This is a genomic window from Mucilaginibacter sp. P19 (assembly GCF_050632265.1).
Lineage (GTDB): Bacteria > Bacteroidota > Bacteroidia > Sphingobacteriales > Sphingobacteriaceae > Mucilaginibacter > Mucilaginibacter gossypii.
On record NZ_CP192586.1, the window covers coordinates 5675329 to 5696952 of the forward strand.

At 42.4% G+C, this 21624-nt stretch carries 22 protein-coding genes and 2 pseudogenes; 6 read left to right on the forward strand and 18 right to left on the reverse strand.

Annotated features, from left to right (window positions below):
- Nucleotides 1–48: 48 nt before the first annotated feature.
- The 11 genes from ACQ86K_RS27750 to ACQ86K_RS27800 form a co-directional block, all read right to left on the reverse strand.
- Nucleotides 49–246 carry a hypothetical protein gene (locus ACQ86K_RS27750; protein WP_090530314.1) on the reverse strand — a complete coding sequence of 66 codons (198 nt, stop codon included), beginning with the start codon at nt 244–246 and terminating at the stop codon, nt 49–51.
- 61 nt (nt 247–307) lie between these two features.
- Nucleotides 308–1201, reverse strand: coding sequence for a DUF4349 domain-containing protein (locus tag ACQ86K_RS27755; RefSeq protein WP_091171890.1), 894 nt, complete (start codon nt 1199–1201; stop codon nt 308–310).
- Complete coding sequence (locus ACQ86K_RS27760; protein ID WP_431199147.1) at nt 1143–1355, reverse strand: hypothetical protein; 213 nt, start codon at nt 1353–1355, stop codon at nt 1143–1145. Before ACQ86K_RS27760 ends, ACQ86K_RS27755 begins: the two co-directional genes overlap by 59 nt.
- A 144-nt stretch (nt 1356–1499) precedes the next feature.
- Entirely contained in the window at nt 1500–2387 is an 888-nt protein-coding gene (atpG, locus tag ACQ86K_RS27765; RefSeq protein ID WP_091171888.1) for an ATP synthase F1 subunit gamma, read from the reverse strand.
- Nucleotides 2388–2533: 146 nt separating this feature from the next.
- Entirely contained in the window at nt 2534–4108 is a 1575-nt protein-coding gene (atpA, locus tag ACQ86K_RS27770; protein WP_091171886.1) for a F0F1 ATP synthase subunit alpha, read from the reverse strand.
- Nucleotides 4109–4150: 42 nt separating this feature from the next.
- Nucleotides 4151–4693 (reverse strand): ATP synthase F1 subunit delta, encoded by a 543-nt coding sequence (atpH, locus tag ACQ86K_RS27775; RefSeq protein ID WP_090530328.1) that lies wholly within the window; start codon nt 4691–4693, stop codon nt 4151–4153.
- A gap of 118 nt (nt 4694–4811) precedes the next feature.
- Entirely contained in the window at nt 4812–5306 is a 495-nt protein-coding gene (gene atpF, locus ACQ86K_RS27780; RefSeq protein WP_091171880.1) for a F0F1 ATP synthase subunit B, read from the reverse strand.
- Between the two features lie 97 nt (nt 5307–5403).
- The gene (gene atpE, locus ACQ86K_RS27785) at nt 5404–5613 is read right to left on the reverse strand and encodes an ATP synthase F0 subunit C (protein WP_091171878.1); all 210 of its coding nucleotides are present in this window, start codon (nt 5611–5613) and stop codon (nt 5404–5406) included.
- A gap of 46 nt (nt 5614–5659) precedes the next feature.
- Nucleotides 5660–6574, reverse strand: coding sequence for a F0F1 ATP synthase subunit A (gene atpB, locus ACQ86K_RS27790; protein ID WP_431199148.1), 915 nt, complete (start codon nt 6572–6574; stop codon nt 5660–5662).
- Nucleotides 6575–6754: 180 nt separating this feature from the next.
- Entirely contained in the window at nt 6755–7006 is a 252-nt protein-coding gene (locus tag ACQ86K_RS27795) for a hypothetical protein (protein ID WP_431199149.1), read from the reverse strand.
- Between the two features lie 132 nt (nt 7007–7138).
- A complete protein-coding gene (locus ACQ86K_RS27800) occupies nt 7139–7369 on the reverse strand; it encodes an AtpZ/AtpI family protein (protein WP_091171873.1) in 231 nt (76 codons plus the stop codon).
- A 182-nt stretch (nt 7370–7551) separates the two neighbouring features.
- Here ACQ86K_RS27800 and ACQ86K_RS27805 point away from each other — a divergent pair, with 182 nt between their 5' ends.
- The 6 genes and pseudogenes from ACQ86K_RS27805 to uvrC all read left to right on the forward strand — a co-directional run bounded on the left by ACQ86K_RS27805 (nt 7552) and on the right by uvrC (nt 14987).
- Nucleotides 7552–8040, forward strand: a complete 489-nt coding sequence (locus ACQ86K_RS27805; RefSeq protein ID WP_431199150.1) for a tetratricopeptide repeat protein — start codon at nt 7552–7554, stop codon at nt 8038–8040.
- Between the two features lie 26 nt (nt 8041–8066).
- The gene (locus tag ACQ86K_RS27810) at nt 8067–10403 is read left to right on the forward strand and encodes a tetratricopeptide repeat protein (RefSeq protein ID WP_431199151.1); all 2337 of its coding nucleotides are present in this window, start codon (nt 8067–8069) and stop codon (nt 10401–10403) included.
- Nucleotides 10404–10523: 120 nt separating this feature from the next.
- Nucleotides 10524–10793: pseudogene (locus ACQ86K_RS27815) on the forward strand (transglycosylase domain-containing protein); the annotation flags it as partial.
- An 86-nt stretch (nt 10794–10879) separates the two neighbouring features.
- Entirely contained in the window at nt 10880–12670 is a 1791-nt protein-coding gene (locus tag ACQ86K_RS27820; RefSeq protein ID WP_431200947.1) for a transglycosylase domain-containing protein, read from the forward strand.
- A 43-nt stretch (nt 12671–12713) separates the two neighbouring features.
- On the forward strand, nt 12714–13097 hold the full coding sequence (locus ACQ86K_RS27825; RefSeq protein ID WP_091171868.1) for a four helix bundle protein: 384 nt from the start codon (nt 12714–12716) through the stop codon (nt 13095–13097).
- A 69-nt stretch (nt 13098–13166) separates the two neighbouring features.
- Nucleotides 13167–14987, forward strand: coding sequence for an excinuclease ABC subunit UvrC (uvrC, locus tag ACQ86K_RS27830; protein WP_091171866.1), 1821 nt, complete (start codon nt 13167–13169; stop codon nt 14985–14987).
- An 83-nt stretch (nt 14988–15070) separates the two neighbouring features.
- Here the strand turns inward: uvrC and ACQ86K_RS27835 are convergent, their stop codons facing one another.
- The 7 genes and pseudogenes from ACQ86K_RS27835 to ACQ86K_RS27865 form a co-directional block, all read right to left on the reverse strand.
- Nucleotides 15071–15466, reverse strand: coding sequence for a hypothetical protein (locus ACQ86K_RS27835; RefSeq protein ID WP_091171863.1), 396 nt, complete (start codon nt 15464–15466; stop codon nt 15071–15073).
- A gap of 412 nt (nt 15467–15878) precedes the next feature.
- Nucleotides 15879–16346, reverse strand: a pseudogene (gene gldN / locus ACQ86K_RS27840) (gliding motility protein GldN); the annotation flags it as partial.
- Nucleotides 16347–16381: 35 nt separating this feature from the next.
- Nucleotides 16382–16816, reverse strand: a complete 435-nt coding sequence (locus ACQ86K_RS27845; RefSeq protein WP_431199152.1) for a hypothetical protein — start codon at nt 16814–16816, stop codon at nt 16382–16384.
- A 44-nt stretch (nt 16817–16860) separates the two neighbouring features.
- On the reverse strand, nt 16861–18381 hold the full coding sequence (gene gldM, locus ACQ86K_RS27850; RefSeq protein ID WP_091171860.1) for a gliding motility protein GldM: 1521 nt from the start codon (nt 18379–18381) through the stop codon (nt 16861–16863).
- A 40-nt stretch (nt 18382–18421) separates the two neighbouring features.
- Nucleotides 18422–19222, reverse strand: coding sequence for a gliding motility protein GldL (gene gldL, locus ACQ86K_RS27855; protein ID WP_091171858.1), 801 nt, complete (start codon nt 19220–19222; stop codon nt 18422–18424).
- Between the two features lie 62 nt (nt 19223–19284).
- Nucleotides 19285–20514 (reverse strand): SUMF1/EgtB/PvdO family nonheme iron enzyme, encoded by a 1230-nt coding sequence (locus ACQ86K_RS27860; protein WP_431199153.1) that lies wholly within the window; start codon nt 20512–20514, stop codon nt 19285–19287.
- A gap of 338 nt (nt 20515–20852) precedes the next feature.
- Nucleotides 20853–21611: a uroporphyrinogen-III synthase gene (locus tag ACQ86K_RS27865; RefSeq protein WP_090530369.1), complete on the reverse strand. Its 759-nt coding sequence runs from the start codon at nt 21609–21611 to the stop codon at nt 20853–20855.
- Nucleotides 21612–21624 lie beyond the last annotated feature (13 nt).

Here is a 21624-nt window from a genome sequence, read left to right on the forward strand (position 1 = left end):
TTCAAAATGAAGGCGCTTTTTTTATATCATTTCCCTTTTACAGGTTTGTTACTTCATAATTGCGAAAACGCATTTCAAAGCGATTAGGATACCAATGATCAAAATAATATTTGATATAGAAGTAAACATGAAGCCTGTGTTGGCATCGCCGGCAAAACGCAGGAACACGCCTACTATACCGATAACAATAGCTACAGTTAATAATTTGTAATGACCTTCTGCGTTAGCATTTTCCATTGATTCCATGGTACCGATTTTTAATGTTTGCGCAAAAATAGAAATGTTTACCGAAAAAGCGACAAAGTTTTTATGATTTTATGCCGCCGGCAAACCAGGTTGGGTGTTTACGTTTGTAATAGCGGTATATTGCCCACAAACCTATGCCCCAAATTATAAATACCCATAAGTTAGCGAGGCCCAGGATCAGTTCAACAAAAAGTTGCCGGCCATTGCTCAAAGCTATCATCAGCCTGTTAACAAATGGCAACTGATAGGCAGAAGGATCGTCGTTGGCTATCATTTCCTGATTTATAAAATTGCTTTGGTAAAAGCTAAGGTTAACAATGCTGTATTTTACCGCTTCATCTGTGCGCATATTGCCAATTTGCTGATCAACCATATCGTCCTTCAATAACATCACATTTACGGGATTTTTGATTACAATTTTGCCTTTCTTTTGCTGCTCTACCAAATCCTGACGGTTTTTCAATTTCAGTTTTTCGGAAAGATAGTCAAGCGTACGGTCTTCAATATCCATTTTGCGCAGCGTAACATACATACCCATGTGTGCCACTTCCGTCATAAAGCTTTCAAGCTTCTCTGAAGGAAGTTTAAGCGTCATGTCGGCATCAGTTCTTAGCGCCGATACTCGTTTAACCGAATCATTACTCACACGGATATCTTCTGATCGCTCTACATAGGCCTGCATTTGATGATGCACTACCATGCCACCGTTGCGGGCGGTAAGCGCCGCTATGGCATCGCCCGTTTGCTGAACACTTTTTACTTTAAAACGCATGTCGGCAGTTTTTACCAGTTTGGTTGTCGGGATATCCACCTTTGATGTGTCGGTCATTTTAGCCACCGTATCCGCACTCGATGAAGAAGCTTTGTCATCGCGGATGGCTTCATAATTTGAGCCCTTACAAGCGCCCAGCAGCAACACGCCCGCCAGTAACGCCAGGAATAACTTTGTTTTCATAACTGTTTAATTTTCTTTGGTATACATTGATACCGAAGAGTGGCAAGAGGCAACCCAGACGGCTGATTTTTGTTATGATTATGGTGATTTCGCTGATTTCGTCTGAACCAGGATTTTTTGGATTAAACTGATTTGGGGATTTGCTTTTTTGCAAGTACTGGTTGAGTTTAGCGATAGCGTAACTTTAATCAGCGTTTGGGTAACGGGGTATCAAGACAATCCTCCAATCCCAAAAATCAAGGTTCAAAAAAAGGCCTTCCTTCCGGAAAGCCTTTTCTATATAAAAGTACTCTTAAACTTAGTTACCGCCTGAAAGGGCTGCCGCGCCACTCACGATCTCGGTAAGCTCGGTAGTGATGGCTGCCTGACGGGCCTGGTTGTACGAAAGTTTTAATGATTTCAAAAGCTCGCCGGCATTTTCGGTTGCTTTGTCCATCGCTGTCATACGGGCACCGTGTTCAGAAGCGTTTGAATCCAATACAGCACGGTACAGTTGGATCTTGATGTTTTTAGGGATCAGTTGCTCAACAATTTCCTGTTGTGATGGCTCAAGGATGTAATCAACATTAGCTGCCTTTATTTCCTCTTTCTTCTCGGCCTTTGGCACCGGTAATAACTGTTCAGCAATCAGGTATTGTACCGCGGCATTACGGAAGTGGTTATACACCAGTTCCACACGGTCGTAGTCGCCGTTAACAAAGCCCTGCATAATCGCTTCGGTAATTTTTGAAGCATTCTCGAAATTAAGATCCGAGTACAGGTCGTTGTTATTACCAATTACGTTGTACTTACGCCTTTGGTAAAACTCCTGGGCTTTTTTACCGATAGCAACAATAGATACGTTACCGGCAGAAAGCTGTTTAGGATATTTTTCGGCAATAAGGTTATTGGCTGTTTTAATAACGTTAGCGTTGAAAGCACCGGCCAAACCACGGTTTGATGATACCACAACTACCAATACACGTACCGGCTCACGCTCCTGAAGGTATGGAGAAGTGTTATCCTCCAAACTTGCAGATAAGTTAGCCAGCAGGTCCTTCAACTTACTTGCGTAAGGGCGCAGCTGAATAATAGCGTTGGTAGCACGTTTCAACTTAGCAGCCGAAACCATTTTCATAGCCTTGGTGATCTGCTGGGTTGATGATACAGATTTGATCCTGTTTCTTACTTCTTTTAAATTAGCCATTCTTTATTGAGATGTGAGATTTGAGATATGAGATTTGAGATAGCCTCACATCTGCACTTTCAATCTGTTTATCTAATTTATATAAAGACGTCAGATGTGGAAGAGACCAGTCTCATATCTCACATCTAACATCTCAAATCTAAAAATTAATACCTTGCTGACAGTTCTTTAGCTACTGTTTCCAGTACGCCGGTAAGCTGGTCGTCAAATTTACCTGCTTTAAGGGCAGCTAAAACTTCTGGGTGACGAGCTTCTAACTGATCGGTAAATTCGGTTTCGAATTCCCTTACCTTATTTACCGGTACGTTACGCATTAAGTTTTTTGTACCTAAGTAAATGATAGCAACTTGTTTTTCTACAGTCACCGGTGAGTATTGACCTTGTTTCAAGATCTCTACGTTACGGATACCTTTATCTAACACGTTTTTGGTTGAAGCGTCAAGGTCAGAACCGAATTTTGAGAATGCCTCAAGCTCACGGAACTGAGCCTGGTCAAGTTTCAAAGTACCGGCAACTTTCTTCATTGATTTGATCTGTGCGTTACCACCTACACGTGATACAGAGATACCTACGTTGATAGCCGGACGAACACCTGCGTTGAACAAGTTAGATTCAAGGAAGATCTGACCGTCGGTGATAGAGATTACGTTGGTTGGGATGTATGCAGATACGTCACCAGCTTGTGTTTCAATGATTGGAAGAGCTGTTAATGAACCACCACCTTTAACGATGCCTTTGATTGACTCAGGAAGGTCGTTCATTTGCTGCGCGATAGAATCATTTGAGTTGATTTTAGCGGCACGCTCTAATAAACGGCTGTGCAGGTAAAATACATCACCCGGGTAAGCCTCACGGCCCGGTGGACGACGTAACAACAATGAAACCTCACGGTAAGCAACAGCTTGTTTTGACAAGTCATCATAGATGATCAAAGCCGGACGGCCTGTATCACGGAAGTACTCGCCGATAGCTGCACCTGCAAACGGAGCAAAGAACTGCATGGTAGCAGAGTCTGAAGCGTTAGCAGCAACTACGATAGAGTAAGGCATAGCGCCGTTCTCTTCAAGCGTACGAACAATGTTAGCAACAGTTGATGCTTTTTGTCCGCAAGCTACATATATACAGATTACAGGTTTACCTGCATCATAAAATTCTTTTTGGTTGATGATGGTATCGATACAAACCGCAGTTTTACCGGTTTGACGGTCACCGATAACCAACTCACGCTGGCCACGACCGATAGGGATCATCGCGTCGATAGCTTTGATACCAGTTTGTAATGGCTCGGTTACAGGCTGACGATAGATTACACCTGGCGCTTTACGCTCAAGCGGCATCTCGTAAGTTTGACCGGTGATTGGGCCTTTACCATCAATAGGGGCACCCAAGGTATCAACAACACGGCCAAGCATGCCTTCGCCTACGTTGATTGATGCAATCCTGTTGGTACGTTTAACGGTATCACCTTCTTTAATATCGTCAGATTTACCTAACAATACCACACCCACGTTATCTTCTTCAAGGTTAAGTACGATGCCTTGCAATCCTGTGCCAAACTCAACCAACTCACCCGACTGTACTTTAGTTAATCCATAAACGCGTGCGATACCGTCACCCACCTGGAGTACAGTACCCACTTCTTCTAATTCAGATTCTGACTTGAAGCCGGCCAACTGCTGACGCAAAATTGCTGATACTTCGTCTGGTCTTACCTCTACCATTGTTTAAAATTTATTTAGAGTTTTACTTTTAATACTTACTAATTACGCCTTTACAGCAAATTCCTTTTTCATTTTCCTCAGGCTTGCGGCAATACTGGTATCAACCTGCCTGTCACCTATAGTTAACACAAAACCGCCTATCAAAGCCGGGTCAACTTTAGTTTCCAGCACTACTGTACCGCCAACTGATTGTTGCAATTCGGCAACCAATGTTTTCTTATTAGCTTCAGAAAGCGCAGTAGCTGATGTTACCTTAGCTTTGGTGATATGGTTTTTAACATTGTACAGGTTAATGTACTCGCCGGCGGTAAAATATAATACTTCGCCGCGCCCTTTGTTAACCATCAGCTTAAAGAAAGCGATAGTAGTTTTGCTAACCTTATTTAAAAATATCTCGTCAAGGATCTTGATCTTTTTTGAATGAGATATAATAGGATTAGCCAATACTGCTACCAGTTCGGGGCTGCCCTTCAGGGTTTTTAAGAAAAGGTCCATATCGGCTTTGACCTCTGCAACAATTCCTTGTTCCTGTGCAAGATCAATGATCGATTTGGCGTACCTGGTTGCTACCGTGATTTCTGACATGTTTTTTTATTTCGGATTTCGAATTTTCGATTTCGGAATTTTCAATTTGAATTTCGGTTTTGAATAGGTCAGCGAGTACCGGATTAAATCCGAAATTCTACGCCCCAAATCCGAAATCTTATAACTTCACTTCTTTCAATAATTGGCTAACCAATTCGTCTTGTTGCTGCTGATCTTCAAATTGCTTACGAAGGATCTTCTCGGCAATCTCCAAAGATAAAGTAGCTACCTGGTTTTTAACATCAGCTAAAGCAATTGCTTTTTGGTTGTTAATTTCAACACGGGCAAGCTCAATCATACGTGCACCTTCTTTGTGTGCAACCTCTTTAGCATCAGATACGATCTGATCTTTAGCTTTACGTGCTTCAGACAAGATCAGGTCGCGCTCTGCACGGGCTTGTTTAATTAACGATTCGTTCTCGTTAGTTAAACGGCTCATTTCTTCTTTAGCAGCTTCTGCTTTTAATAACGCATCTTCAATTGAACGTTCACGCTCGCCAATGGCTGCCATGATCGGTTTCCAGGCAAACTTAGCTAAAATAAAAAACAGAAAAGCGAAGGCTACTGTGGTCCAAACAACTAAACCTAAATCTGGGACAACTAATGGATTCATTTTATATTGATCTCTTTTTCTACTTTAATAAAACATTTTAATAAGAACCGCTCCGGTGCCAATCGCGCCGGCCGCGGTTCCTAATTTTTTGAGCTGATTAACGTAAGCCCAGGAATGATACTACCACACCGAACAAAGCAGCACCTTCGATAAGAGCTGCAGCGATGATCATGGCAGTTTGGATTTTTGAAGCAGCTTCTGGCTGACGTGATATACCTTCCATGGCTTTACCACCAACCTGACCGATACCGATACCAGCACCGATTACCGCTAAACCTGCACCTAATGCAGCAATACTTCCAATCATGATTTTAAATTTAAAATGTTAATATATATTTATAGTTATTTACTAATTAATGATGGTGCTCCTCAATCGCAGTACCAATAAACAAGGCGGTAAGCAGTGTAAAAATGAACGCCTGTAACATGGCAACCAATAATTCAAGCACATCCATAAACACCACGAAAGCTACAGATACTGGCGCGATAGCCACAGACTTAAACACGAATATCAGTGATATTAAGCTAAGTACAATAATGTGACCCGCTGTAATGTTTGCGAACAAACGAATCATTAATGCGAATGGCTTTGAAAAGATCCCCAATATCTCAACAACCCACCATAATGGCCACAACCAAACCGGCACTGAGCTTGGTACAAAAATGTGCGCCCAATAGTGTTTGTTACCATTAAAATTAACTACCAGCAGGGTTATCACTGCAAGCACCATAGTCACAGCGATATTACCGGTAAGGTTTGAACCACCCGGAAAGAACGGCACTAAACCAATCAGGTTATTAATCAGGATAAAGAAAAACACGGTCAACAATAACGGCATAAAACGCGCATATTTATAACCGATATTTGGCAACGCGATCTCATCGCGCACAAATAAAATAACGGGCTCAAGGAACGACTGCAAGCCCTTTGGAGCTTTACCAATACGCTTCCGATAGGCTGATGCCACACTAAGAAAAATAAGAAGCAATGCAAAAACTGACATCAGCATTGAAGCTACATTTTTGGTGATAGACAGATCGAAAACTTTGGCCGCAGTATCTTCTGTTTTATCTTCGCCGGTTACTGCTTTTATTTTATCATGCACAAGGGCGTATTTATAGTATTTACCCCCGTGAATTTTTTCACCCTCTTCAAACACTGACGACATGAAAACTTCAAGTCCTTTATCAGTGTAAAGTATTACCGGAAGCGGCATAGCAAGTTTTCCACCTATGTGGAAATAATGGGAATCCGAAATGTGCTCCATAATGGTTTCAGTCGGATCAAATTTGGCTTCTTCCTTTGTTTCGGTGGCGGGCTCAGCGGGATTTTTTCTTGTAAAGCGAGTGCTTTTACAGATACAAACAGCGAAAAAACGCTTAAAACGATACCTAAGGTGATTTTTTTGAGTTCAAAACAGGCCTAAAATCCATTAGCAGAGAGTTTTTTACTTTAATTTTTGGTTGCGCAAGGTACACAACAAACCGTAAATTTCAAAGGCTATGTTTAAGAAATAAACGTAAAAAAAATTGACCAGGAAAATCCCGTTGTTTGGTTTTATCTTCATCAGAAAAAACAGGGCGAAGAACATTGCCGCTAAAATCTTGACAGTAGTAGCAGCAAGAAAGGTTTGAGTGTACAGCGAGTAGTTGATCTTACCCACAAAATTCACCAAAAAAACGGTGATAAATGTAAGCATCGATATAAAAAAAGATGAGCCAAAAGCGCGGTACGAGCCAGTTGGCATGGCCGGTATAAATAAGCAAAACAGGAGGGATTGCCGTGATAATTACGAACAGGAAAAAGGATAGGATAACGCGCGCCAATTTTGTCAATTTTTTACAGATCGAATAACAAGGAATAATGCAATGAACACCCCGGTAAGCGAAAGTGCGGCAGTAACCCACTTTACAGCATGCCGGGCGCTCTCGTCAATTTTATAACCAACGAAGGCGCAAATACCGATGACCACGATCATCTGGAACGCGATACCGGAAAACTTAGCATAGCTGCTAACCTCCTTACCTACCTCATCTTTGTTATTTTCGTCATTTTCGGGCATGCGCAAATTTATTAAACCTATTGCATAATCTTTAGTATTTTAGCAATGCTTTTTTAACTACCATATAGCATTGAGGCGATTATCATCATCCTATAAATCAAACACCCACTTTTTTTCTGTTTGCAGTTATACTGGTAGCGGCAGGTTGTTCGCTTGAAAAACAAAGCGGGTTTAACCGCACCATGCAAAACCTCACTGCCCACTACAACATATTATTTAATGCTAACGAAATTTTAAGGCTCAAGCAGGAAAGCTATGCAGCATCTTTTCCCGATGCCTATAGTGAACTATTAAATGTTTACCCCGATACCACCGCACAAACAGGTACGCCTGATAAGGACCTGGAAGAAGCCATTGTAAAAGCCAACAAGATCATCAGTATTAAGGAGCAAAGCCATTATTTAGGTGATGCTTACCTGGTACTGGGCAAATCCCGGTACCTGGAGGCTAATTATTTTGATGCTGTTGAGTATTGTAATTATGTAACCCGTTCATTTGGCAAACAAGCCAATCTAAAGCAGGAGGCTTTGGTATGGAAAGCCCGCGGGCTTATGTACCTTAACCAGTTACCTTTAGCTAAACTGGTAATTGATTCGGCCATACAGGATATCAACCCTAAAAAAATATTACTGCCGATGTTTACGCCACCAAGCTGCAATATGATATCTTAACCCAAAACTATGCCGAAGCCCAAGAGATGGCTAAACTGGCCATTAAATACAGTTATATCAGCAATCTCAAACTCCGCTGGATATTTATCCTGGGCCAATTACAGGAAGTCAACCTCAAGCCGGCCGATGCCTATGAAAGCTATACCCGCATAGTTAAAAGCAACGCCAGTTTTGAAATGGCATTTAATGCCAACCTTAACAGGATCCGCATACGCGACAATCAAAACGGTGTTAAAGCCAGTAAGATCGACCTATTACGTGCCCTGCTTAAGAATGAAGACAATGCCGATTTTTACGACCAGATCTATTACCAGATTGGTGAACAACAGTTCAAAGCCGGCGAAATCGACAACGCGCTGAAAAGTTACAAGCAATCGGTACGGGTTAGCACCAAAAACCAAAACCAAAAAGGGCTGTCATACCTGCGCATTGCCGATATCAACTTTAAAAACAAGGCCGATTACGCAAACGCCAGGCTTTATTATGACAGTACGCTCAATAACCTGTCGACAAATTATCCCGGTTATCAGCTCATCCGCAAAAAGGCCGATAACCTGCAGATTCTTACCCGCCTGCTTGAAACCATCTCGCGCGAAGATACTCTGCAAATGCTTGCCGCTTTGGATGAAAAAGCCCGTGATGCCCATATAGATGAAATGGTAGCCCGCAAAACACGCCAGCAGCAACAAGCCGCTTTGGAAACCACCGGTGCCGCTGCCAATGTCAATAACGGCACTATGTCAAATACGCTCGACAGGAACAATAATTCATCTTCCTCCAATAAAAACAGCGGCAGTACGTTTTACTTTTACAATAACAGCGCCATAAGCCAGGGTTATAATGACTTTAAGCGTTTATGGGGCAACCGTAAGCTGGACGATAACTGGCGCCGCAGCAGGCGTTCAAATACTGGTATTCCTACAGCCAATACCGGCATTGGCTCACAGGTTAATGATCCGGATGCGCCTGTTGGCAGCGCAGCTTATAATACTGCCAATGTATCGGCAGGCACTTTTAGACAGGACCTGGTTAAAAACCTGCCTCTGACTCCCGCCCTACTGCAGCAATCAAATTTCAGGGTTTATAACGCCTATTTTGAAATGGCTAATTTTTATCGCGATGTATTGGAAGATAAAAAGGAAGCTATTGCCACTTACGAAACCCTGCTTGCGCGTTTCCCTCAAAGCAACGATAAGCCTTCAGTTTATTATAACCTGTACAGGCTTTATGCCGATATAGACGCTGCAAAGTCAAACGATTACAAAAACAGGCTGCTTAAAGAGTATCCGGAAAGTGTATTTGCTAAAGTAATTCTCGATCCGGATTATGCACGCAAGCTGGCAGATGTAGATGCTGTATTTAACGGCTTTTATAACGAAGTGTACGATCAGTATGCTCAAAAGCAATACGCAAAAGTGATTGAGAAAGCAAATGATTTGCTTAACAAATATCCTGACAACCGGTATGCAGCGCAGTTATACTATCTGAAAGCTATTGCTGCCGGGCATATGGAAAAGTTGCCGCCATTTCAGGCCGATCTGCAGTTAATCGCCGCAAAATATCCGCAGGATAAGCTCATCGCCCCACTGGTAAACCAACACCTGGCCTATATCGATTCGAACAAGGTCGAAATAGCTGCGCGTCCGGTGGTATTATTTAATGATGATCCTAACGAGATCCCTTTTACCCCACCAGTAGCATATCAAAAACAAACAGAATACCGTCCGCCATATACCCCATCGGCACAAAATGTAACTCCCCAGGAGCGCCTGCCCGAACGGGACACGCGTATAATAGCCGGAGCTAAAACATCGGCACCACAAATTCAGCAGGCTGCAATTCAACAACCAAAACAACTTGCCGTAGGCCAGATCCCTTTACCGCAACACCAAATGCCGGATACTTCAAGGGATATAGCCACGCAGCAGGCACCTAAACAAAAAGATACTGTGGCTACGGTTCACCCGGCCGCCATTAACAATACACCAGCGGTAAACTACATATTCAGCAAGCGCGACAGCAGCAACTATTACTTTGTGATAAATGTATCCAGTGGTACAACTAATCTGGCTTCTACACGTTTTGGAGTAGGGCAGTTTAACCGTACACGATACACCCGCAGCGAAGTAATCCACCACGTTAAAAGCGTTGGCGAAAATAACCAGCTGATATACGTTGGCCGTTTTTACAGCCTTGCCGATGCTAAAGATTATGCACGTACCATTGTACCTCTGCTACCCGATATTATGAAGGTTCCAAAGGATAAATACAGCATTTTTATCATTACCAAAGAAAATCTGGATAAATTAGCAACCCAAAGTATATTGGATAGTTATTTTGACTACTATCAGAAATTTTATTAGAAAATGAGAACCACTAACACAAGGTTTAACTCGAAAAATCAACTCCAGCCTGCAGATATAAGAAGATACAACTGGTACATATGGCGAATTGTGCTTGGCCTTTTTGCTTTTGTTGTTATGATGATAACACTCACTATTTTTGATGTGTTTGGTCAGCTGCCTTCGTTCCGCGACCTCGAAAACCCCAAGAGCAACCAGGCTACAGAGATCATCTCGTCCGACAAACAGGTATTGGGGACTTACTATATTCAAAACCGTTCCAACGTTACTTACCGCGAACTGTCACCAAACGTAATTAACGCTTTGGTTGCTACCGAAGATAAACGATTTTATGACCATTCAGGTATTGATTTTGGCCGAAGCTTTACCATTTTCGCGCATTTGCTTATTGGGCAAAAGCAGGGTGGCAGTACCATAACACAACAGCTGGCGCTTAACCTTTTTCAGAACGATCTGCCAATCCATTTAAGCGGATCATTCAAAAACTACAGGAGTGGGTTACAGCTGTTAAGCTTGAACGTCATTACACCAAAGAAGAGATCCTCACCATGTACCTCAACACGGTCGACTTTGGTGCTTATAACACTTATGGCATCAAATCGGCCGCGCGCACTTATTTTAACACTACGCCAGATAAACTAACACCCGATCAGGCTGCCCTGTTAATAGGCATGGTTAACGGCCCGGGCATTTATTCGCCTATCCGTCACCCGGATAATGCACTTAAAAGGCGCAACCTGGTACTAAACCGTATGGCCGAACAAAATTACCTGAGTGAAGGCCAGGTTGAAGAATATAAACGCAAGCCACTTGGCCTTGATTTTCACCAAAACAATCATTTTGACGGACTGGCTCCATACTTCCGTTCGGTATTGAAGAAAGAGCTTCAAAAGATCTTTAAAGAACAGAATATTAACCGCCCTGATGGCACCCCTTACGATCTTGACCGCGACGGCTTAAAAATATATACCACCATTGATGCCACCATGCAGCAATATGCGGAGGATGCGCAGCGTGATTATATGAAAGATTTGCAGGCACAGTTCAATGACCACTGGCGCGGCCGTAACCTTTACAAAAGCATCCACAACTTCAAATTTTTGCTTGACCAGGGCATGCAAAAATCTGACAGGTACAAACAACTTAAACAACAGGAAAAATCTGACGAGGAGATTGAAGAAAACTTCAAGACCAAAACCATGCTTAACCTGTTTACCTGGCACGGCAATATCGATACCATGATGAGGCCAATTGACAGCATTATCTACTGTAAAATGCTTTTGCGTAATGCTCTCATGAGTATGGATCCCACAACCGGCTATGTTAAGGCATGGGTTGGCGGCACCAACTTTGAACATTTTAAATACGACCAGGTAAAGAATGGCACCCGCCAGGTAGGTTCAACAGCCAAACCATTTACTTATGCTGTGGCTATCGACAACGGCTACTCTCCATGTATGAAAATCAATAACGTGCCTGATACTATCCGTGGTTATGGCGCGCCGTGGTGCCCGCGCTCGTCGCCATCCGAAACTTTGCCGGGCTTTATTACTTTAAGGCAGGCATTAGCACACTCACAAAACTGGGTTACGGCCCACGTTATGGGCGAGGTTAAACCAGAACCTGTTGTTGATCTGATCAAAAAAATGGGTATTACAACCAATGTTCCGCCTTATCCTTCAATTTGCCTGGGTACGTTTGATGCCTCTGTTTTTGAAATGACGGCCGCTTACTCCGCTTTCGCCAACCACGGCCTGTGGACAGAGCCTACTTATATTTTACGCATTGAAGATAAAAACGGCAACGTGTTGTACACCCATACTCCGCGCGTGGTGCAAGCCATGAACCCGCAAACGGCTTATGTGATGACCTATATGCTTAAAGGAGTTATTGAAGATGGTACCGGTTCAAGATTAACCTATAAATATGGTTTACGCAACCCTATCGGTGGTAAAACCGGTACAACTCAAAATAACTCCGACGGTTGGTTTATAGGTATAACCCCACAACTGGTTACCGGCTTATGGACAGGTTGCGAAGATCGTGACATTGCCTTCCAGAGCACCCGTTTGGGCGAAGGTGCCAACAGTGCCCTGCCGATATTTGCGCTGTACATGAAAAAGGTATATGCCAATGCAGCTTTAGGCATCAAAAAGAATGTTGATTTTGATGCCCCAGCGAATGGAGTTAGCATCATATTGGATTGCGGGGCCTATAACCAGCAACAGCAGGGAACTACTGAGGTAGATAAGAAATTGGGATTCTGATAGTTCATTCGTTCACTTGTTCATTGGTAAGTAGTTTAATAGCATGAGCCATCACTCGCTCGAAGATTTAGAGGTATACAGATTGGCTGATACTTTCAGCGATGAAATTTGGTTTATAGTAAGTGAGTGGGACTATTTTACCAAGGATACCGTTGGTAAACAAATAGTACGTTCTGCCGATTCAATTAGCGCGAATATTGCAGAAGGCTATGGAAGATACCATTACAAGGAAAACCGCAATTTCTGTTATTTTAGTCGGGGTTCAATTTTGGAAACCAAAGGCTGGCTTCAGAAATCAAAGAAAAGAAACCTGATAACTGATGAGCAATTCAATGATCTGTTTGAAAAATTACAGGTCATCCATATCAAATTAAATTCATACCTAAAGTTTATTGGCAAACGCGAGGGCAATAAAGGAGACCAATAAACAATAAGCTATGTTTCATTGGTAAAACAACCGCCAAGCAGACCAATGAACTAATGAACCATTGAACTAATGAACCAATTCGATTACAGGGCAGCTTTAAAAAACATTCCTCACAAACCCGGGGTTTACCAATACTGGGATAGTGAGCAGGAACTGATATATATTGGTAAGGCCAAGGACTTGCGTAATCGTGTTGGGTCGTACTTTAACCAGGATATTCATATTAATGCTAAAACACGGGTACTGGTATCCAAGATTCGTGCTATTACTTTTACCATAGTTGATACAGAGGTTGATGCCTGGCTGCTGGAGAACAGCATGATCAAAAAGCATCAGCCCCGCTACAACGTAATGCTGAAGGATGATAAAACCTACCCATGGATCATCATTAAAAACGAGAATTACCCACGCATCTTCTGGACCCGCCGTATAATAAAAGACGGCTCTAAATATCTTGGGCCCTATGCATCGGTGAGCATGATGCACAACATTTTGGGACTTATCAAGGAAACTTACCCTTTACGTACCTGTAACTTACAGCTCACCCGCGAAAATATCGACAAAGGAAAGTTTAAAGTTTGTTTGGAGTACCAGTTGGGCAACTGCAAAGGCCCCTGCCAAAACTACCAAACAGAAGAAGACTACGATAACAGCATTGAGGAAATCAAGGATATCCTCAATGGCAAGATAGGTGCAGTTCTTCGCCGCTTAAAAAATGAGATGGAAGCAGCGGCCATAGAAATGAATTTTGAGCTGGCGCACCGGCTCAAACGCAAGTTCGAACTGCTTGAAAATTACCAAAGCAAATCCACTGTTGTTAACTCATCTATTACTGATGTGGATGTGTTCAGCATAGCATCTGAAGAAAAACTGGCTTTCGTTAACTTTCTGAAGGTGATGAATGGTACCATTATCCAAACGCAAACCATCGAACTAAAAAAACGCCTTGACGAAAGCGACGAGGAATTGCTTACGCTGGCCATATCCGAGTTCAGAAGCCGTTACAGCAGCGACAGCAAGGAAATCATCGTACCGTTTGATATCGATCTTGAGGATCATCCGAACATTAAATTCACGGTACCTAAACTGGGCGAAAAACGCAAATTGCTTGACCTTTCGCAAAAGAATGTACAGTTCTTTAAAAAGGAAAAGATTGACCAGTACGAGAAACTGAACCCCGAGATCCGCACCGAACGGTTGCTTACGCAAATGATGAAAGACCTGCGCATGAACCAACTTCCGCGCCATATTGAATGCTTTGATAACTCCAACTTTCAGGGCAAGTACCCGGTATCGGCCATTGTGGTATTTAAAGATGGAAAGCCCTCTAAAAAAGATTACCGCCACTTCAATGTTAAAACCGTTGAGGGCCCTAACGACTTTGCCACTATGGAAGAAGCCGTACACCGCCGTTATCGCCGGATGCTGGATGAAGGAACAGAACTACCGCAACTGATTGTGATTGACGGTGGCAAGGGGCAATTATCCTCGGCAATGCATAGCCTCAAATTATTAGGCATAGATAAAAAAGTAACAGTAATAGGCATTGCCAAACGCCTGGAGGAGCTTTATTACCCTAACGATCAGTACCCTATGTATCTCGACAAAAAATCGGAAACACTTAAAGTAATCCAGCACCTGCGAGATGAAGCACACCGTTTTGGGATCACTTTTCACCGCAAAAAGCGCGATAAGGGCACATTGGCAACAGAACTTGAGTTGATAGAGGGCATAGGCAAAACTACAGCCGAAAAGCTGCTTAAATACTTTAAATCGGTAAAGAAGATCCGCGAAGCTAATGAGGAAATGCTGCTCGAAGTGGTAAATCTTAAACAAGCCAAAGCCATATTGGCTTATTTTAATACAGGAGCAGAAATTGGGCAAGGATAGCTCCCGGATTACTACACCTAAAACAACAAAGTCCTGGTTCAATCAACCAGGACTTCTTTATATATTGATGTTTGTGATTTTTATTACTGAGCTATATAAAATGATTTTTGGTCGCCATCCTGGTAAACATGGATTGATTTTTTAACAACCTGGTTATTGGTGTAGATTTCCATGGTGTATTCACCATCTGCCAAACCGGTTAACACATAACCTTTACTTACATCAGTTTTGCTCGGCACAATGTCTTTCAACAAAAGTTCATTGTCCTTGTTGTAAACTTTCACCATTGATTTCCCGCTTTCAGATTTTGCAAAGTTTACTGTCAAACCGCGATCATGATCAAGGGATTTAAAGCTTACAACTTCTTTTGCTTTAGGGGTAACATCGTTAGGATCAACAAAGGCTTTGGCTGTTGTAGTAGCAAATACTCCTGCGGTTAATAATACAAATAAGGCTGATAATTTTATTGAGGTTTTCATGATCGTAAGGTTTTAATGTTTTAAATATGTTGTGTTGTTGTTTTCAATGATCAAATGAACAACATATATTTTGATCGCTAAAAAGTGTTATACCAGCTGTAGAGATATATAGACAAAATCTCAAAAGCACTCGGCAAACCCGAAAAACGCCTTATTTATCCCTATTTCAGGCGTTGGTCGGAATTTTGGGGGAGTTGGTAGAAAGGAGTAAGCGATTGGTCAGGCCTGGGGTGAAAATCGCATATGAAAAGAGATAAGCAATTGTTATCCTCTTAAATGTTTACCGGCTAAATAAGTATGCAAGAAGCGCGACGAAATCTTACTCCCCTTTACAAGAAAACAGTTCTTTAAAACAAAACAGGCGATGAAAATTCATCGCCTGTTTTGTAAAATCTTGTTTAATCTTAATGTATTAGTACTGCCAAAGATTAAGCTCCCAGTCAAGAAGGGACTTCTTAACCCTTTCTGATTCGTAAAGCTTATCAATGCCCTGAGCATAATCTTTTATACGCTCATCTTTGTCGTTACTTTCTTTAACGATATAACTGGTAAAGATGCGTTTTATAAATACGTCGTCAAAGCTCAAGCCTGTGGCATCACTGTTACGGCTAACCACTTCTTTAGTTGCAAGTACTGCACGTGCTTCAGGAAAATAGATCCAAAAAGCAGGCTGAAAATCAATGTCAAGTGTACCTGTACCTTTAGGTTTAACCAAGGGAGCAATACCTATAATCCGGGGCTCAAATACAGAGCGCTGCTTATCAAAGATCCAATCTTCCTTAATGCGGAATTTAAGTACGCTATCGGGATTAAACTCACCTGCAACAAGCGTGGATGATATAACATTATTATCCTTATCGCGCTTTTCAACCACACTACTGTCAGATGCTAAACGGCCGCGGGCTTGTGCACCTGTTAAGGGAGTAGTAAAACCATCGCCATTGGGATCATCCTTTTTCCCGGAGTTGGGTCGTACGCGGTAAGCTCGCCTTTGGCTATAGCGTCAAGCAATACATCAATTAAACGGCCTTTGGGTGAAGCCAGGTACTGGTTCATCTTTTCGCGTACATCAATTTCGCGCCAAACGCGTTTGGCAAATGCTACATCATTTTCACGCAAGTTAGGATACGGTGTAACCTTGGCGTTTAAAATATTGTTCTTTTTGTAATAGCCGTCAAGCGGCCTGTCAAAAGGTTTTGCAGCAATTTTACTTGCAGTATCAAGGGGTTGCTGGCTGGTAACATTATCCGGCTGAACCTGTACAGGTTTCTGAGTTGTTTGCCTGGCGGTAGTTGTCTTTTTTGCCGGCGGCCTCTTGGTGCGTTTTTTTGCGCATAAGCACTTACACAAGCCAGGCACAGGATAACAACTAAAATTCTCTTTTTCATACGCGTTTAATTTGCGGATAATACAATCGGGTCAAGTGACCTCGGTGAATGGTCAGGGCCTACCGCAACGATATCCTTAAATATAACAGTAGTTCCTGGTGTAACCGTATTCAAAGCACTATGCATAGCGCCGGTTAATTCACCACCAGAGCCTGATAAAATAATGGCATCCTGGCGCGGTTTTACAACCAGCATAGTAAAGTGCGTTACGTTAAATTTAGCATCAAAGTCAAAGTTATCCAACTGGGCAAAAAGCCTGTCTTGTGCCCTGATATTAGCCGAACTGGTGTTACCACCACTTTTACCTGCAAACTGTGGCTTAGGGTCAGGGATCCTTTTGATACGGAACTCCGTTGAACCTAATACCGCTCCTTTTGCACCGCTAACAGAAATCGTAGCTCTGCCTATACTGCTTACCGTAGCTGTATAATGCCCGCCCGAACCGCTAAGCGAACCGGCGCCGCTAAAATGCACGTTTAAGTCGCTTGCTGCTACACCAGGCGCGGATACCGAAATAGGATTCGGAACGCCAATATAAAGCACGTTCATTTTATCAGGAGAAATAACTGCCGAAGGTCTTGCAACTGTATACTCCTGCTTAAAAGGATAAGAATCATTTTTGCCGGTAGTATTGTTTTTAACCGTGATAAAACCTTCCACGGTATGTTTTCCTTCGCCGCTTGCAGTAATAGTATAATTACCCTTACCATCTGTAACAGATACCCTGCTACCGTTAACGGTAATATCAGGGTTTGATTTTGAATCGTAAGCAGTTAAAAAGATCTGGGCAGTATAGGGTTGTCCGGCTATAACATAGCTGCTTGGCGCTACCACCACTGCACTGAACTTATCAAGCGTAACCTGTGCCTGGTCAATTTTGCCTAATAATTTTTTAACTACTTCGTTTTCGGCATTTTTGCTATCAGCTTCAATTTTGGCTAAAGTAGTGAGGGCCGCGCCTAAAGGTATGCCATCACCAAAGTTAGCTTCCTGCCATGATTTTCTAACATCCCCATGCGGTTTAGGCGCTACGGTATTTAGTGAAAACTGTACGCCTACACTGTCCTTACCTAAAGCTACCATTAACCTTTGGCGGGTTTCATCAATTTTAGCTTTCAGTTTCTCCCCATTTTTTTGATTGATCATGATACGGGGCGATATATCCAGGTTATCCCGTGCGTCAACGTCATCAATCTCCGGGTTAATGCCGCCGCCTTCCTGAATCAGCTTTGCTTTCAACTGTTCAACGTAGGTATTCAATTCTGCAGCTATAGCACTTGCCTGTTTAGCCTTATCATAAATTGGTTTCGCCCGTTCAGCCTGTTCTTTCAATTTTGTAGCCTCAAAAGCGCTGTATGTGTTTTGCAAACCAGTATTAACATTCCTGGTTGATGCATCCAAACTATTCGTAATATTCTTAAACGCGTCCAACAGGCTATCCGGTACGTTAAGGGCAATGAGGCCCAATAGTACCAGGTATAGTATACCTATCATTCGCTGTCTTGGGGTTTCCTTACCTCCGGCCATTTATTATAAATCTTTTCTGGTAATCAATTAATTAATTATATTAAACACGCGGCTGGTTCATAGCTGTGAGCATGTTACCATAAATTGCGTTTAATGATGCCAGGTTCTTAGCCAATCGCCCTACCTCTTCCTTAAACTGTTTTGAATCATCCATTGATTCATTAAAGTTGTTCATGGTAAGCGAAAGGTTCTGGTAAAATTTATTCATTGATTTTAAGTGCGCGCTTGAATCTTGCAATTCCAGCTCGTAAACCGCATTAAGTGCCGATAAGTTTTTAGCCAATTGGTTAACCTGATCGTGATATGCCTTTGAATCAACATTGGAGTTTGCCATTTCGGTCAAATTGGCCGATGCCTTGTCAAATGACACACTTAGTTTTTCATAACTTGCAGTAGCCTCTTTAACTTTGCTTGTGAAAGCTATAGTAGCTTCCCCTGCATCGGTAACACGTGATATAGCGGCTACCTTATCGCCAAATGTACGTAAACCATCACCAAGGCTGCGCACCAGCTCAGGGCCAATTTTTGCGTCTTCCATCATTTTATCCAGCGCAGCAGTTGTTGAAGGGCTTGTATTACCACCGCCCCTTACAGTGGCTTTCGGAAGCTCTCCCTGAAAGTCTTCATTTAATTCGGGATACACACGTGCCCAGTTAATTTCTTTGTCTTCTCTCTGAAATCCTAATATAAAAAACAGTATAGCCTCAGTTATAAGTCCCCCTGCTATCCAGTAAGTGGCACCGGGCCAATGCAAAATCTTAAACATTAACCCTATAATCACCACAGTAGCACCCCATGATACGATGTTGCCTATTCCGTAAGGTTTTTTCTTTCCAGCCATAATAATTCAGAAGTAAACTTTTATTTTTTAATTTGATTTGCTTGCGTTTAACTAACTCTTGATTAGCGTTTATCTGTAATGTCGCGCCCTAAATATTTGGTGACGCAGCGGAAACCGATATATGATTTAGCAGTGTCCTGGTATTCGTAGGTCCGGGTTGAGTTTTGAAGAAAGTATCCAATATCTTTCCATGAGCCCCCGCGTACAACTTTACGCTTCAATATTTCGGGGTCGGTAGACTTAGCTTCGTAATTGAATGTTGGTGCAAGATCATGCACAAATGTTGACGCTGATTCGTCAAAAGCAGATAATGTCCATTCAGCTACGTTACCTGCCATATTGTATAAACCATAATCATTAGGGAAGTATGAACGTACCGGCACAGTATACGCGCCGCCGTCATCGGTATAATTACCACGCCCCGGCTTAAAGTTAGCCAGTAAACAACCTTTTGCATTTTTAATGTAAGGCCCTCCCCACGGATAATCGGTACCTATCCTGCCGCCACGTGCCGCGTACTCAAACTCGGCTTCCGTAGGTAAGCTGTAAGGTGCACGGTGCGGTAAATGGCGTTTATCTTTATAAGCGTCATTATAGCGTGTACGCCATACACTGTAAGCTCTGGCCTGCCTCCAGGTTACCCCTACAACAGGGTAATTACGGAATGCAGGATGTGAAAAATAACTTTCAACCATAGGCTCGTTAGCGGCATATGAAAAATCGCTTAACCAAACAAGCGTATCAGGGTATACCGCTACGGTATCACGAACAATGAAGTCGGAACGATGTTTTGTTTTATCGTTATGATGATCTGCAGCATCGCGCAGGGTAAACAAAGCGTAGTTATATTTAAGTAAGCGCACGTCAACCTCATTACGGTCAAACACACGGTCATCACCCTGGTAATACATACCCTGCAGTTTTTGAGTATTGTTTGCCTGGTTGCCTTTACTGCTCCAGATAGGGTTTTTCTTTACAAACTCCCAGTTGATGAATTTTTTACCGCCATTATTATTACTGGCGCCACCTTTGGGCTGAATGAAATACTTATTATCGTTGATATAATTGGTAATGGCTATTGAATCGCGCACCCAGTTTACAAACATTTTGTACTGACTGTTGCTGGTTTCGGTTTGATCCATAAAAAACGGAGAAACAGTAACCTGTTTAGTTTGGGCTATCTGGGCAAAGGTTACATCCTGATCAGTTTGCCCCATAAGGAAACTACCACCCGGAATATAAACCATTCCGTAAGGCACCTCGGCCCTGAATGATCTTGCAGGAACTCCCACAACTTCCCCCGGTCACCGCCTCCGCGGCCACAACCACTTAATACACCACCTGCTAAAACAATTATTAAAAAGTAGATCTGCTTCATTTTACAATCAAAATCAGTTATATAACTATAACACAATGCAACGTCCGAATATATTACATTTTACTCAATGTAAGCTATAAAAAACGATAATTTGGCTTCTTGAACCGATAAACTGTGCACTTATCTTCTCAATGCCACACAAAACGCTATATAATTAACAAACCGCTAACCAATTGTTAACATGACAATTAGTTAGCGGTTATACGGGTAAATATGGTAAAAAGTTGCAGCCTGGTTAAATAAATTTCCAGTTTATTTGTTTACAAGCTTAACATACTGCTCAATAGCCATTGTCATTGACGGCGCGCCGGGGGTTGGAGCTGGTATATCCAAAATTAAGCCAGCCTCAAGCACTGCCTTATGAGTAGTCGCCCCAAAAGCGGCGATGCGTGTATTGTTTTGCTTAAAATCGGGAAAGTTTTTATACAGCGATTGTATACTTGACGGGCTAAAAAATGCTATAACATCATAAAACACATCGGCGAGGTCAGAAAGATCGCTGCAAACCGTGCGGAAAAGCACCGCTGGGGTAAAGTTATAACCGTTCTCCAGCAAAAAACGCTGCGTTTCTTCGGCAGCAACATCCGAGCATGGGTAAAGGAATTTTTCCGACGAATGCTTTTTCAAAACCTCTGCCAGGTCAGCAGCGGTTTGCTTGCCAAAAAAGATCTTACGTTTACGGTACTGAATGTACTTTTGAAGGTAAAGCGCTATGGTTTCTGAAAGGCAAAAGTATTTCATTTCAACAGGCACCTCAAAGCGCATCTCCTCGCATATGCGAAAAAAATGATCGGCAGAATTACGACTGGTAAAGATCACTGCGCTAAAATCAGCTAAGTTGATCTTCTCTTTTCTGAAATCCTTTGCGGGCACACCCTCAACATGAATAAATGATCTGAAATCAATTTTCAGGTTAAGCTTTTTAGCCAGCTCGGCATAAGGATTTTTATCATTTTCGGGCTTAGGCAAAGTAACCAGTATGCTTTTAACCTTTTTCTTTCTATCTTCCAATTCAGTGCTTTTA